This window comes from Mycobacterium sp. ITM-2016-00317, from assembly GCF_002968295.1.
Classification (GTDB): Bacteria; Actinomycetota; Actinomycetes; order Mycobacteriales; family Mycobacteriaceae; genus Mycobacterium.
On sequence record NZ_CP134399.1, the window covers coordinates 447,598 to 460,966 of the forward strand.

Consider the following 13,369-nt stretch of genomic DNA (forward strand, 5'->3'; position numbering starts at 1 on the left):
CGGGCAGGGACAATCGCGGTATGCACACCGCGGTCAGGGTCCGGATTCTCGGTGTCGGCATGGGCCCCCAGCACGTCACACCGGAGGTCGCCGACGCGCTGCGCACCGTGGACTACGTGCTCGCCGCCGAGAAGTCCGGCGATGACCGCCTGCTCGCGCTGCGCCGCGAGATCCTGGGCCGGTACGGCGACGCCGAACTGGTCGCACTGCCCGATCCGGCCCGCGACCGCTCCACGGGCCTGGACACGCGGGGCTACGAAACCGCGGTCGGCGACTGGCACGACGCCCGCGCCGCCGCATACGCGCAGGTCCTCAGGGAGCGCGGCGGCACGGCGGCGTTCCTGGTCTGGGGTGACCCGTCGCTGTACGACTCGACGATCCGGGTGGTCGAGAAGGTGCGTGCCCTGCTGAGCCCGCAGGTCGATCTGGATTTCGACGTGCTGCCCGGCATCAGCGCGCCGCAGCTGCTCGCGGCGCGGCACCGCATCGTGCTGCACGAGGTCGGCAGGCCCGTTCACGTCACCACCGGCCGCCGGTTGCAGGAGGCGGTGGCCGCCGGGCTGGACAACATCGTCGCGATGCTGAACCCGCCGCCGGAACGGATGGACTTCGGCGGCCTGGCCGACTGGACGATCTGGTGGGCAGCCAACCTCGGCGCTGCCGGCGAACGCCTCGTCTCGGGTCGGCTCGGGGAGGTGCTGCCCGCGATCGGACAGGCGCGCGCCGCCGCCGACGAGTGCGACGGCTGGGTGATGGACGTGTTCCTGCTGAGGCGGACCCGGTGACCGGGCTGCTGGTCGCGGGCACGACCAGCGACGCGGGCAAGACGGCGGTGACCACGGGGCTGTGCCGCGCGCTGGCCCGCCGGGGACTCAAGGTCGCCCCGTACAAGGCGCAGAACATGTCGAACAACTCGATGGTGTGCCCGGGCGCCGACGGGACCGGGACCGAGATCGGCCGGGCCCAGTGGGTGCAGGCGCTGGCCGCCCGCGCCGTCCCGGAACCCGCGATGAACCCGGTGCTGCTCAAACCGGGAAGCGACCGCCGCAGCCACGTCGTGCTGATGGGCCGGCCGTGGGGGCAGGTGTCCTCGTCGGACTGGCTGGAGGGCCGCCGCGCGCTGGCCGAGGCAGCGCACGCCGCCTACGACGAGCTGGCCGCGCGCTACGACGTGGTGATCGCCGAAGGCGCGGGCAGTCCCACCGAGATCAACCTGCGCGCAGGCGATTACGTCAACCTCGGGCTGGCTCGGCACGCCGGTCTGCCGACCGTCGTGGTCGGCGACATCGACCGTGGCGGGGTGTTCGCGGCGTTCTTCGGGACGGTCGCGCTGCTCTCGCCCGAAGACCAGGCGTTGGTCGCGGGATTTGTGGTGAACAAGTTCCGCGGCGATCAGGCACTGCTCGATCCCGGCCTGCGCGACCTGGAACGGCTGACCGGGCGCCGGGTGTTCGGTACCGTGCCGTGGCACGCCGATCTCTGGCTGGATTCCGAAGACGCACTGGAACTTCAGGGGCGCGGGTCCGTCCGCCCGGGCGCGCCCCGCGTCGCGGTGGTGCGGCTGCCGCGGATCAGCAATTTCACCGACGTCGACGCGCTCGGCCTGGAACCCGGGCTCGACGTGGTGTTCGCGTCGCAGCCCGGCGCGCTGGCCGATGCCGACCTGGTGGTGCTGCCCGGCACGCGTGCGACGATCGCCGACCTGGCGTGGCTGCGCAGCCGCGGCCTGGACCGGGCCGTGCTGGCCCACGCTGCGGCGGGCAAGCCGGTGCTGGGGATCTGCGGCGGCTTCCAGATGCTGGGCAGGCAGATCCGCGACCCGCACGGCGTGGAGGGCGGCGCCACCGAGGCCGACGGTCTGGGCCTGCTCGACGTGGTGACGGATTTCGTTGCGGACAAGGCACTTCGGGTGCCCGAAGGCCACTGGCACGGTGCGGTCGCGACAGGCTACGAGATCCATCACGGCCGGATCACCTGCGGCGCCGGGGTCGAGGAGTTCCCCGGCGGCGCCCGCCGCGGGCAGGTGTTCGGCACGATGTGGCACGGCGCCCTCGAAGGCGACGCGCTGCGCGCCCGCTTCCTTTCCGAGACGCTCGGTGTGGCGCCGTCGGGGGTGTCGTTCCCGCAGGCCCGCGAGGACCGCCTCGACCTGCTCGGCGACCTGGTCGAGGAACACCTCGACGTGGACGCGCTTCTGGAGCTGGCCGCCTGCGGCCCGCCGCCGCAACTCCCGTTCCTGCCACCCGGAGCGCCCTGATGCGAATCCTGTTGCTGGGCGGAACATCCGAGGCCCGCGCGCTGGCCGAACTGCTGACCGCCGACGGCGTCGACGTCACCACCTCGCTGGCCGGCAGGGTCGCCCACCCCCGGCTGCCGGTCGGGGAGGTGCGTATCGGCGGCTTCGGCGGGGTTGACGGACTGCGTGCCGTACTCGACGGATACGACGTCGTCGTCGACGCGACTCACCCGTTCGCGAAGAACATCTCGGCCAACGCCGCGGCGGCGTGCCGGGCGGACGGTACCCCGCTGCTGCGGCTGGAACGTCCGGGCTGGAGCGAGCGCAGCCGCGACACCTGGCACTGGGTGGACACCCACGAGGACGCCGCGGCGACCGCGGCCCGGCTCGGCGCCCGGCCGTTCCTGACGGTGGGCCGCCAGGAGATCGACCGCTTCGTCCCAGCATTGCGTGCGCACGCGGTGCTGGCCCGGGTGGTGCAGGCCCCCGACGGCCAGCTGCCTGCCTGCTGGCACCTGTTGACCAGCCGCGGCCCCTACGAGCTGGCGGGTGAGCTGACGTTGATGCGTGAGCACCGCGCCGACGTGCTGATCACGAAAGACTCCGGCGGAGAACACACCTGGCCGAAGATGGCGGCCGCCGAACAGCTCGGCGTACCCGTCGTCGTGGTGCGCCGCCCACCCCGCGCCGCGGGGGTGCAGACCGTGCACGACATCGCCGAGGCCGTGGCCTGGGTGCGGGGGCGGGCATGAGGGTCCTGGTGACCGGTGGCGTGCGCTCCGGAAAGTCCCGCCACGCAGAACAATTGGTGAGTGGGGCGTCCCGGGTCACCTACCTGGCCCCCGGCCGGCCCGCCGACGGCAGCGACCCCGACTGGGACGCGCGCGTTGCCCAGCACCGGGCCCGCAGGCCCGCGCACTGGCGGACCGTCGAGACCGCCGACGTCGCCGCCGCGGTGCGTGAGGCCGACGGCGCCGTCCTCGTCGACTGCCTCGGCACCTGGCTGACCGCTCTGCTCGACCGGGAACGGCTCTGGGAGGCGGACTCCCGCGAGATACACGCCGCAATCGACGGCCGGGTCTCGGCCTTGTGCGAGGCGCTGGCCGCGGCCCGGGACGTGGTGGTGGTGACCAACGAGGTCGGCCTCGGCGTGGTGCCGTCGCACCGGTCGGGGGTGCTGTTCCGCGATCTGCTCGGCACCGCCAACCAGCGGGTCGCGGCGGTGTGCGAGGAGGTACACCTGGTGATCGCGGGGCGGGTGCTCAAGCTCTGACCGTCAGTCCAGGCAGAACTCGTTGCCCTCGGGATCGGCCATCACGATGTGGCCGCCCTGCAGCGGCGGGTCAGGCTCGTCCGGCCGAGGCGGGTGGCGCCCAACGCGACCAGTTGCGCGCACCGCTGTTCCAATGCCGCCATCCGCGCGTCGCCGTCGAGGCCGTCGGCGGAGCGCACGTCGAGGTGGACGCGGTTCTTGGCCGCCTTGCCCTCCGGCACCCGCTGGAAGAACAGCCGCGGACCCCGGCCGTCGGGGTCGATCACCGCGGACGCGTCGGTGTGCTGTTCGGGCGGCACGTTCATCGCGGTGAGCGCGGCCTGCCAGGAGTCGAAACCGGGCGGCGGCGGTTGCACGACGTAGCCGAGCACCGCTGCCCAGAACCCGGCCAGCGCGTCCGGGTCGGCGCAGTCGAACGTCACCTGGATCTCACGGGCGGTCATCTCGCCCATCATGGCCGAAGAAGGGCCCGCCGGCCGCGGATCCGTAGTGCTCCTCGTGCAGCACCGCCGACAGCGAGGTCCGCGCCCGCCAGCCGAAGCGTTCGAGGTCGGGGACGTCGGGCAGCTCGGAGACCGGGCCGACGCACAGCCACGCGACCGGGCGCACGTGCTCCGGCATGCCCAGCAGGTCGCGCAGGAAGTCCTCGCGGTAGAACGACACCCAGCCGACGCCGAGCCCTTCGGCGGTCGCGGACAGCCACAGGTTCTGGATCGCGCAGACCACCGAGTACAGACCCGCGTCCGGAATGGCGTGCCGCCCCAGCACCTGGGGTCCGCCGCGGGTCGGGTCGTAGCCGACGACGATGCCCAGCCCGGATTCGCAGATCCCCTCGACCTTGATGCGGTCGAACGTCTCGGCGCGCTCACCGGACAGTTCGGCGGCGAAGACCTCCCGCTCGGCGGCCACGTGATCGCGGAACGCGCGCAGGGTCTGCGGCGACCGGACCAGGACGAAGTCCCAGGGCTGCGACATGCCGACCGACGGTGCGGCGTGCGCGGCGAGCAGCACCCGGTGCAGCACGTCGTCGTCGACCGGTGCGCCGGTGAACTCGCGGCGGGTGTCCCGGCGGCGGTTGATGACGTCGTACAGGTCGCTCACCGGTGCCGCCCCGGCCGGTCCCGTGCCGGGTCGTACAGATGGCTCTCGCCGGCCTCGGGGTCCGGGCGCCCCGCCAGGGCGCGTCCCACCAGGATCACCGCGGCCTGCCGCAGGCCGACTCCACCGCGTCGGCGATGTCGTCGACCGTGCCGCGCAGGACCAGCTCCTGCGGCTGCGACGCTCGGTACACCACGACCACGGGACAGTCCGGTCCGTAGTCGGGGGCGAGCTCGGCCATCAGCTCCCGGATCCGGGTGACGGCCAGGTGCAGCACCAGCGTCGCGCGGGTGGCGGCGAAGGCCTTGAGCGACTCGGTCTCGGGCATCGCGGTCGAGCGCTGCTGGGTCCGGGTCAGCACCACCGACTGCGCGACGAGCGGGACCGTCAGCTCGCGTCCGACCCGGGCCGCGGCGGCCGCGTAGGCGGGCACCCCGGGGGTCACGTCCCAGGCCACCCCGGCCGCGTCGAGCCTGCGGGTCTGCTCGGACACCGCCGAGTACACCGACGGATCTCCGGAGACCAGCCGGACCACGCGTCGTCCGTCCCGGTGCGCGCCGACCAACCGGTCCACGATCTGGTCCAGGTCGAGGTGCTCGGTGTCGACGAGCTCGGCGGCCGGTGAGCAGTGCGCCAGCACCTCCGGGTCGAGGTAGGTGCCCGGGTACAGCACCACCTCGGCGTCGGCGAGCAGCCGGGTCGCGCGGACGGTCAGAAGGTCCGCGGCACCGGGGCCGGCGCCGACGAAGTGCACCGCACGGTCAGTCATCGAACGGCAGTCTAGAGCCGCGGGCGCGACCTCCCCGACTGTGGGTGTTGTGCACGCATTTCGGGGTTCCGGCGTGCACAACCCCCACAGTCGGCGGGTCGATCCGGGCGTCCGGCGTCAGTCCGGCAGGCCCTTGTCCAGCACGTCGAGGGCGTCGAGGAACGCCTGCCCCGACATCGGCCCGTCGTCGGATGAGGCCATGAACACGCCGATGATCGCGCCGGCCGTGACCCGCATCTGCGGGTCGTCCTCGGGGCGGTTCAGCCGCTGCGCGATCGCCGCGGTGAGCCGGCGGATCGCCTTGACGTGCTCGATCCACAGTGCGCCCTTGGCCTCGGGCAGGGAGTACAGGAGTCGCTGCCGGGCGATGATGTAGTCGTAATCGGGCCCCGCCATCCGGGCGAACACCTCGGCGGCCGCGTGCCGGTAGGCGGCCACCGGCGAGAGCCCTGCCGGAGCGGCCAGGAACGCCTCGATGATCGGCGTGAACAGGTCGTCGGAGAACAGCACCGATTCCTTGGTGGGGAAGTATCGGAAGAAGGTGCGCGGGGAGACGTCGGCGGCCTCGGCGATCTGCTCGACGGTGGTCTGCGTGTAGCCGCGCCGCTCGAACAGTCGGAACGCCTCCCGGCGCACGGTCTCGCGGGTGCGTGTCTTCTTACGCTCCCGCAGACTGGGCCGCTCGCCGCTGCTCATCCCTCGATTGTCGCAGCCGCAGCTGGCAGTCAAGGTCGTTCGTGACAAACCGGTGACGGGCGGATCTGTGGTGGTGCGGTCAGCGCGCCGGCTCCGCGGTGGTGCCGCGCACGATCAGCTCGGGTTCGAGGATCACGTCGGTGGCCCGCGACGGCCCGTCGACGAGCATCTGGACCGCCAGCTCGACCGAGCGGCGGGCGATCTCGCCGGCGTCCTGGTGGATGGTGGTCAGGTCGATGCGCGGGTTCTCCGACAGCCGACTGTCGTCGAACCCCATCAGCGACACCCGGCCCGGCACGTCCACACCGGCACGGGTGAAGACGTCGAGGATCCCGAGTGCGCAGCGGTCGTTGCCGGCCAGCACCGCCGTCGGCAGCGTCGGCGCTGCGAGCATCGTGTGCGCCGCCGCGGCGCCGGCTTCCTCGTTGTGAGCACCGGGGATCACCACGGTCTCGCGGTCCAGGCCGTGCGCGTGCATCGCGCCGCAGTAGGCGGCCAGCCGGTCGTCGGAGCCGGGGTCCGTGCCGCCGCTGACGTGGTGAATCCGGCGGTGCCCCAACTCGACCAGGTAGTCGACGGCCTGCCGGATGCCCTTGGCGTCGTCGGTCCGGACGGTCGCCAGCGGGACCTCGTCGTTCAGTCCGGTCAGCCGCCTGCACGCCACGACCACGGGCACGCGGCCCGCGAGCTCGTCGAAGAAGTCCTGACCGGCCTTCGGCCCGAGCAGGATCAGCGCGCCGCAGCGGTGGCTGAGCAGTGAGTCGACGACGGTGGCCTCGGTCCGCCCGGGGAGGTTCGCCGACAGCAGAACCTCGTAGCCGAGTTTCTCGGCGGCCGGATAGATGTGGGTGATCAGCTCGGCCTCGAAGAGCTGCCGGATGTCGCTCATGACGCCGAGGGTGCGGCTGCGGCCCTGCGCGAGCAGCCGGGCCGCGGAGTCCGGCCGGTAACCGATCTCGTCGGCGATCGCCAGCACCCGCTGTCGGGTCTCGTCGCTGGCGCCGGGCTTTCCGTCGAGGATGAACGACACCAGCGTGCGTGACACCCCTGCGCGTTCGGCGACATCGGCCATCGTGGGTCGGCGACGCCGGGGCGGGGTGGTCACAGCCGCGGTCCTCTCGGTAAGTGAAGGTTGACACATCTTGGGGCTCGGTTCATAGTAGTCCTTACGCGCGTTACTAACGCGCGTTAGTACTCCGAAGCGAGGTCCCCGGTGTCCATTCCCACCACGCCTGACAAGCCCACGCCGCCTGACAACCCCCCGACGCCCGACCACCCGGGCCGCTTCCTGACGAAGCTCACGGTCATCGCCACGCTCGGCGGCCTGCTGTTCGGCTACGACACCGGGGTCATCTCCGGCGCGCTGCTGTACATGAAGGACGATCTGGCACTCTCGGCGTTCGGCGAGGCCACCGTGGTCAGCTCGCTGCTGTTCCCGGGTGCCGCGTTCGGCGCGCTGTTCGGCGGCCGGGTCGCCGACCGCCTCGGGCGCAAGCGCACGCTGTTGATCTGTGCGGGCCTGTTCCTGATCGGGGCGCTCGGCTGCGCGCTGGCGCCCAACGTGCAGATCATGGTCGCGGCGCGCATCGTGTTGGGCCTGGGCGTCGGCGCCGCGGCCGTGACGTGCCCGCTCTACCTGGCCGAGATGGCGCCGGCCGACCGGCGGGGCCGCATGGTCACCATCAACGAGTTGATGATCGTCACCGGTCAGATGCTCGCCTTCGCCACCAACGCGCTGCTCGATCACCTCATCCAGGACCCGCACGTGTGGCGGACCATGCTGGCCGTCGCGACGGTCCCGGCGATCGCGCTGCTGGTCGGCATGCTCGCGTTGCCCGACTCGCCGCGCTGGTACGCCCTGCAGGGCCGCCTGTCCGACGCCCGGAACGTGTTGCGGCTCAGTCGTGCTCCTGGCGAGGCCGAGGCCGAGTACGCGATCGTGGTCGACCACACCAGCCACATGCTCAAGAGCACCAGCACCCCGTTCTCGGTGATCCGCGACGTGCCGTGGATCCGCCGGGTCGTGCTGGTCGGGTGCGGGCTGGCGATCGTGCAGCAGGCCACCGGCATCAACACCGTGAACTACTACGCCCCGACCATCCTGGAGCAGAGCGGTCTCGGGGTCAGCGCCTCGTTGGTCGCGACCATCGCGGTCGGAGTGACGTCCGTGGTCACCACGATCATCGGCATCATCCTGCTCGGCTACATCGGACGGCGGACCATGCTGCAGATCGGCTTCGCCGGGGTGGCGGCCTCGCAGGCCGCGTTGGCGGCGGCATTTCTGTTGCCGGAGAACACCACTCGCAGCTACGTGATTCTCGGCTGCATGGTGCTGTTCGTCGGGTTCGTGCAGATGTTCATCGGAACCTGTGTGTGGCTGCTGCTCTCGGAGATCTTCCCGCTGTCGGTGCGCGGGTTCGCGATGGGCATCGCGGTGTTCGTGCTGTGGTGCACCAACGCGATCATCTCGTTCGTGTTCCCGCTGTTGAACAACGCACTCGGGTCCACCGGCACTTTCGCACTGTTCGTCCTGGTGAACATCGGCTCCTGGGTTTTCGTGCATCGCCTGGTGCCCGAGACCAAGGGCACCACCCTCGAAGAACTCGAGGAACGTCTGGAAACCGAGGGAATCTCGGCATCGACCATCGAAAGGACCCCTGTATGAGCACCATTCGTGTCGGCTCTGCGCCGGATTCGTGGGGAGTGTGGTTCCCCGACGATCCGCAGCAGACGCCCTACACCCGGTTCCTCGACGAGGTCGCCGAGTCCGGCTACGAGTGGATCGAGCTCGGCCCCTACGGCTACCTGCCCACCGATCCGGACAAGCTCTCCGACGAGCTCGCCGCGCGAGGGCTGAAGCTCTCGGCAGGAACGGTTTTCGAGCACCTGCACCGCGACAGCGCGGCCGACAACTGGGAGGCGGTGTGGAAGCAGGTCGAGGACGTGGCCAGGCTGACCGCGGCGGTCGGCGGTAAGCACGTCGTGGTGATCCCGGAGATGTGGCGTGACCCTGCCACCGGCGAGGTGCTCGAAGACCGTCATCTCACCGAGGGACAGTGGGCCAAGAAGACCGGCGGGATGAACGACCTCGGCAAGGCGATGTTCGAAACCTACGGGGTGCGTGCGCAATACCATCCGCACGCCGACTCGCACGTCGACACCGAGGACAACGTCTACCGCTTCCTCGACGGCACCGACAGCCGGTATGTGAACCTGTGCCTGGACACCGGCCACATCTCCTACTGCGGCGGCGACAACATCGCGATCATCCGCCGCGCCCCCGAACGCATCGGGTACCTGCATCTCAAGCAGGTCGACCCCGAGGTGCGCGCCAAGGTCGAAGCCGAGGATCTGCCGTTCGGCGAGGCCGTCAAGCTCGGCGCGATGACCGAGCCGCCGCTGGGAATCCCGGACATGCCACCGCTTCTCGCCGAGATCGACAAGCTCGGCATCGACGTGTTCGCGATCGTCGAGCAGGACATGTATCCCTGCGAGGCCGACGCACCGCTGCCCATCGCCAAGCGCACCCGAAGCTACCTCGGGTCGTGCGGCATCCCGTCCGTCACCTTCAAGTAGAGAGTCCCATGTCTGATTCGAAAGAGCTCAGGGTCGCCGTCCTCGGGGTCGGCCTGATGGGCGCAGATCACGTCGCGCGCCTCACCTCTCGCATCTCCGGCGCCCGGGTCGCCGTCGTCAACGACTACGTCACCGAGAAGGCAGAACAGCTCGCGGCCGGCATCCCCTGCTGCCGCGCCGTCGGTGATCCGCTGGACGCGATCGCCGATCCGGAGGTCGATGCCGTGCTGCTCGCCACACCTGGCCCCACGCACGAGAAGCAGCTGCTGGCCTGCCTGGAGCAGCGCAAGCCGGTGCTGTGCGAGAAGCCGATGACCACCGACGTCGAGACCTCGCTGGAGGTGGTTCGCCGCGAGGCCGAGACCGGTGCCCGACTGATCCAGGTCGGCTTCATGCGCCGCTTCGACGACGAGTACGTGGCGCTGAAGTCACTGATCGACGGCGGCGAACTGGGCAATCCACTGCTACTGCACTGCGTGCACCGCAACCCGGCGGTCCCGGAGCACTTCGACTCGGCGATGACGGTCCGCGACTCGCTGGTCCACGAGGTCGACGTGGCCCGCTTCCTGTTCGGCGAGGAGATCACCTCGATCCAGATCGTCACACCGACACCGAATTCACTGGCCCGCGAGGGGCTCGCCGATCCGCAGATCGCGATCATGACGACCGCGAGCGGCCGGCACGTCGACGTCGAGCTGTTCGTCACCACCGGCGTGGCCTACGAGGTGCGCACCGAGATCGTCGCCGAGAAGGGCAGCGCGATGATCGGTCTGGACGTCGGGCTGGTCAGTAAGGGTGCCTCGGGGACCTGGGGCGGCACCATCACCCCCAGCTTCAAGGAGCGATTCGGCCGGGCCTACGACACCGAGATCCAGCGCTGGGCCGACGCGGTCCGATCCGGTGCCGCGACAGGCGATTACACCGATGGTCCCGGCGCATGGGACGGCTACGCCGCCACGGCGGTGTGCGAAGCCGGGGTGCAGGCACTGCAGTCCGGTCAACCCGTCGCGGTCTCCCTGGCCGACCGCGCCTCGATCCCGGGAGCCTGAGCCATGAAGATCGCCCTCGACCCGACCCCGTTCCATCACGACTACGGCCTGTTGGAGTTGCCGAAGGTGGTGGCCGAGTTGGGGTATGAGTACCTGCAACTGACGCCGCATCGGGATTTCATCCCGTTCTACAACCATCCCCGCGCCGACGACGCATTGGTAGCCGCGTTCCGCACGGCGTGTGCCGACGCCGGGGTCGGGATCGCGTCGGTGCTGCCGGTGCTGCGCTGGTCGGGTCCCGACGAGGACGCCCGCGAGGCCGCGGTGCGCAACTGGAAGCGGGTCGTGCAGATCACCGTGGATCTGGGGGTGAACGTGATCAACACGGAGTTCTCCGGTCGCCCCGAGCAGGCCGAGGTGTCGGAGCGGGCGTTCTTCCGGTCCATGGAGGAGTTGGTGCCGATCTTCGAGCGCGAGGGCATCGATGTGCGGATCGACCCGCACCCCGACGATTTCGTCGAGGACGGCCTGGAGGCGCTGCGCATCATCCGCGGGGTGAACTCACCGAACATCGGGTTCGTCTACGTCGCGTGCCACACCTTCCACATGGGTGCGAACATGGCCGAGATCATGGCCGCCGCGGGGGACACGCTGCGGTTGGTGCACGTGGCCGATTCGATGGATCACCACCGCTCGCACGGGTTGCGCTACATCACGAACCCGCCGGGCAATCCGGTGCGGGTGCATCAGCACCTCAAGATCGGCGACGGTGACGTCGACTGGGACGAGTTCTTCGGCGGGCTGGGCCGGCTCGGGTTCTACGAGCGCGAGGACACCGTGATGGTGTCCAGTGTGTTCGGCGAGGACGAGCACGCCCACGAGGTGTCGCGCTTCCAGCACAAGACCATGACCGACTACGTCGCCAAATACCGTTGACCGCCGAAATTGCATTCCACGCGGCCGAAACACGAAAAACGCCGCGTGGAATGCAATTTCGACACGAAGGAGATCGATGAAGCTCGGCGTGTACACCGCGATCCTGCACGACAGACCGCTGCGCGAAGCGCTGGAGATCATCGGCGCGCTGGGCCTGACGGGGGCCGAGGTCAACGCGGGCGGGTTCCTGCCCACGCCGCACCTGCCCGTCGGCGGTCTGCTCTCCGGTGAGGTCTCGGTCGCGCAGTACCTGTCGACGTTCGACGGCACCGGTGTGTCCCTGGCGGGGCTGAACTGCAACGGCAACCCGCTGCACCCCGATCCGGAGGTCGGCCCGGAGGACGCGCAGGATCTGCGCAACGCGATCCGAGTGGCCGGCCTGCTCGGCGTCGACCGGGTGGTGACGATGTCCGGTCTGCCGCAGGCGCATCCGGGCGGGAAGTGGCCGGCGTGGCACGTCAACACCTGGGACTCGGGCTACCTCGACTCCCTCGACTACCAGTGGGACGACGTCGCGGTGCCGTTCTGGACCGAGATCGACGCGCTGGCGCGCGACCACGGCGTCAGGCTCGCCATCGAGATGCACCCGCAGAACCTGGTGTTCAATCCACCCACGCTCCGGCGGTTGGTCGAGCGGACGGGCGCCACGAACGTCGGGGCGGAGATGGATCCCTCGCATCTGTTCTGGCAGGGCATCGACCCGATCGCGGCCGTCGAGTGGTTGGGTCCGCTGGTGTTTCACGCCGCGGCCAAGGACACCCGCATCAACGACAACTGCAGGATCTACGGTGTCCTGGACGAACGGTTCACCAGGATCCCGGCAGACCGGAATCCGACCGGCCTCGGCGGCAGGCACGTCGTGAACAAGTGGCCCGAGGATTCGGCGTGGGACTTCGTGGCCGTCGGGCAGGGGCACGACGTGCAGTTCTGGTCCCGTTTCCTGCAGGCCCTCGAGGCCGTGGACCCGGACATGTGGGTCAACATCGAGCACGAGGATGCCGCCTTCGGGCCGCTCGAAGGTCTGCGAGTCGCCGCCGAGACGCTCAAATCGGCGAACCCGATTGCCGTCTGACGTATCCGCAGGCAGCGCATCTTTCTGCCGCGCCGACGTCGAGGCGGATTTGGCCGGCAAACCTGGCGTCCCCGTAAGATCGCCTATGTTGACACTCGCCGTAAGCACAATGCAGCCGAGCGTCGTCACCAACTCTGTGACGCCGCCATCGCGTTGTTGGCCGAGGAAGGCCCCCGCGGCCTGAGCCACCTGAAGGTCGACAGGCGCGCCGGCGTGCCGGACGGCACCACGTCCTTCTACTACCGGACCCGCACGGCGCTGCTGCACGGCGTCGCCGACCAGCTGGTCCGCTATGACGCGCAGGCGTTCTCCGAGGTCTTCAAGGACGCGCCCAACAGCGCAGGCGACGTGCTGATGAAGGTGCTCGCCGAGCAGGTCCTGCGGATCCGCCGGGAACCCCAGATGTCGCGCACCCGGGCACGGTTGGAGCTGACCATGCTGGGCCGGGTCGACGCCGAGATCGCCGCCGGCTTCCGGCAGGTCTCCGAGACCTATCGCGCGCTGGTGGAGCGGGCGGTCATCGCGATGCAGAACGACCGGGGTGACACGCTGGACCGCGAACTGCTCGACGAGCAGGCCTCGGTGGTGCTGACCTATATCCGCGGGCTGGTGTTCGCGTTCGCCAACGACTCGCCCGAGGAGATGAGCCGGGACGACATCGCACGGCAGATCCGCGCGGTCGTCCTCGGCGTGGCCGCCGAGCGGGCCGAGATCGGCTGAGCGG

The 13,369-nt window shown here is 70.2% G+C and carries 13 protein-coding genes and 2 pseudogenes; 10 read left to right on the forward strand and 5 right to left on the reverse strand.

Annotation, left to right across the window (positions count from 1 at the left end):
* The first annotated feature begins 20 nt into the window (after window positions 1–20).
* Genes cobF through C6A87_RS02090 form a run of 4 tightly spaced genes read left to right on the forward strand, consistent with a single transcriptional unit; the run spans window position 21 to window position 3,509 of the window.
* Window positions 21–785 (forward strand): precorrin-6A synthase (deacetylating), encoded by a 765-nt coding sequence (gene cobF / locus C6A87_RS02075; protein ID WP_311115754.1) that lies wholly within the window; start codon window positions 21–23, stop codon window positions 783–785.
* A complete protein-coding gene (locus C6A87_RS02080) occupies window positions 782–2,257 on the forward strand; it encodes a cobyric acid synthase (RefSeq protein WP_311115755.1) in 1,476 nt (491 codons plus the stop codon). The genes cobF and C6A87_RS02080 overlap by 4 nt, the downstream gene beginning before the upstream one ends.
* Entirely contained in the window at window positions 2,257–2,988 is a 732-nt protein-coding gene (locus tag C6A87_RS02085) for a cobalt-precorrin-6A reductase (RefSeq protein ID WP_311115756.1), read from the forward strand. The genes C6A87_RS02080 and C6A87_RS02085 overlap by 1 nt, the downstream gene beginning before the upstream one ends.
* Complete coding sequence (locus C6A87_RS02090; RefSeq protein WP_311115757.1) at window positions 2,985–3,509, forward strand: bifunctional adenosylcobinamide kinase/adenosylcobinamide-phosphate guanylyltransferase; 525 nt, start codon at window positions 2,985–2,987, stop codon at window positions 3,507–3,509. Before C6A87_RS02085 ends, C6A87_RS02090 begins: the two co-directional genes overlap by 4 nt.
* 3 nt (window positions 3,510–3,512) lie before the next feature.
* Here the strand turns inward: C6A87_RS02090 and C6A87_RS02095 are convergent.
* The 5 genes and pseudogenes from C6A87_RS02095 to C6A87_RS02115 form a co-directional block, all read right to left on the reverse strand.
* Window positions 3,513–3,961 (reverse strand): annotated as a pseudogene (locus C6A87_RS02095) (VOC family protein).
* Window positions 3,939–4,610 (reverse strand): 5,6-dimethylbenzimidazole synthase, encoded by a 672-nt coding sequence (bluB, locus tag C6A87_RS02100; RefSeq protein WP_311115758.1) that lies wholly within the window; start codon window positions 4,608–4,610, stop codon window positions 3,939–3,941. Before bluB ends, C6A87_RS02095 begins: the two are co-directional and overlap by 23 nt.
* Window positions 4,607–5,376: pseudogene (gene cobM, locus C6A87_RS02105) on the reverse strand (precorrin-4 C(11)-methyltransferase). The gene bluB and the pseudogene cobM overlap by 4 nt, the downstream one beginning before the upstream one ends.
* Before the next feature lie 117 nt (window positions 5,377–5,493).
* A complete protein-coding gene (locus C6A87_RS02110) occupies window positions 5,494–6,072 on the reverse strand; it encodes a TetR family transcriptional regulator (RefSeq protein WP_311115759.1) in 579 nt (192 codons plus the stop codon).
* Between the two features lie 79 nt (window positions 6,073–6,151).
* The gene (locus C6A87_RS02115; protein ID WP_311118154.1) at window positions 6,152–7,144 is read right to left on the reverse strand and encodes a LacI family DNA-binding transcriptional regulator; all 993 of its coding nucleotides are present in this window, start codon (window positions 7,142–7,144) and stop codon (window positions 6,152–6,154) included.
* A gap of 216 nt (window positions 7,145–7,360) precedes the next feature.
* On the opposite strand from C6A87_RS02115, the gene C6A87_RS02120 reads away from it, so the two are divergent.
* From C6A87_RS02120 to C6A87_RS02145, 6 genes are all read left to right on the forward strand, one after another.
* Window positions 7,361–8,737, forward strand: coding sequence for a sugar porter family MFS transporter (locus C6A87_RS02120; RefSeq protein ID WP_311118155.1), 1,377 nt, complete (start codon window positions 7,361–7,363; stop codon window positions 8,735–8,737).
* Window positions 8,734–9,648, forward strand: a complete 915-nt coding sequence (locus tag C6A87_RS02125) for a sugar phosphate isomerase/epimerase (RefSeq protein WP_311115760.1) — start codon at window positions 8,734–8,736, stop codon at window positions 9,646–9,648. Before C6A87_RS02120 ends, C6A87_RS02125 begins: the two co-directional genes overlap by 4 nt.
* Before the next feature lie 8 nt (window positions 9,649–9,656).
* Window positions 9,657–10,697 (forward strand): Gfo/Idh/MocA family oxidoreductase, encoded by a 1,041-nt coding sequence (locus tag C6A87_RS02130; RefSeq protein WP_311115761.1) that lies wholly within the window; start codon window positions 9,657–9,659, stop codon window positions 10,695–10,697.
* Between the two features lie 3 nt (window positions 10,698–10,700).
* Window positions 10,701–11,573 carry a sugar phosphate isomerase/epimerase family protein gene (locus C6A87_RS02135; protein WP_311115762.1) on the forward strand — a complete coding sequence of 291 codons (873 nt, stop codon included), beginning with the start codon at window positions 10,701–10,703 and terminating at the stop codon, window positions 11,571–11,573.
* Window positions 11,574–11,649: 76 nt separating this feature from the next.
* The gene (locus C6A87_RS02140; RefSeq protein WP_311115763.1) at window positions 11,650–12,645 is read left to right on the forward strand and encodes a sugar phosphate isomerase/epimerase; all 996 of its coding nucleotides are present in this window, start codon (window positions 11,650–11,652) and stop codon (window positions 12,643–12,645) included.
* 147 nt (window positions 12,646–12,792) lie between these two features.
* Entirely contained in the window at window positions 12,793–13,365 is a 573-nt protein-coding gene (locus C6A87_RS02145) for a TetR/AcrR family transcriptional regulator (RefSeq protein WP_396837146.1), read from the forward strand.
* The last annotated feature ends 4 nt before the right edge of the window (window positions 13,366–13,369 follow it).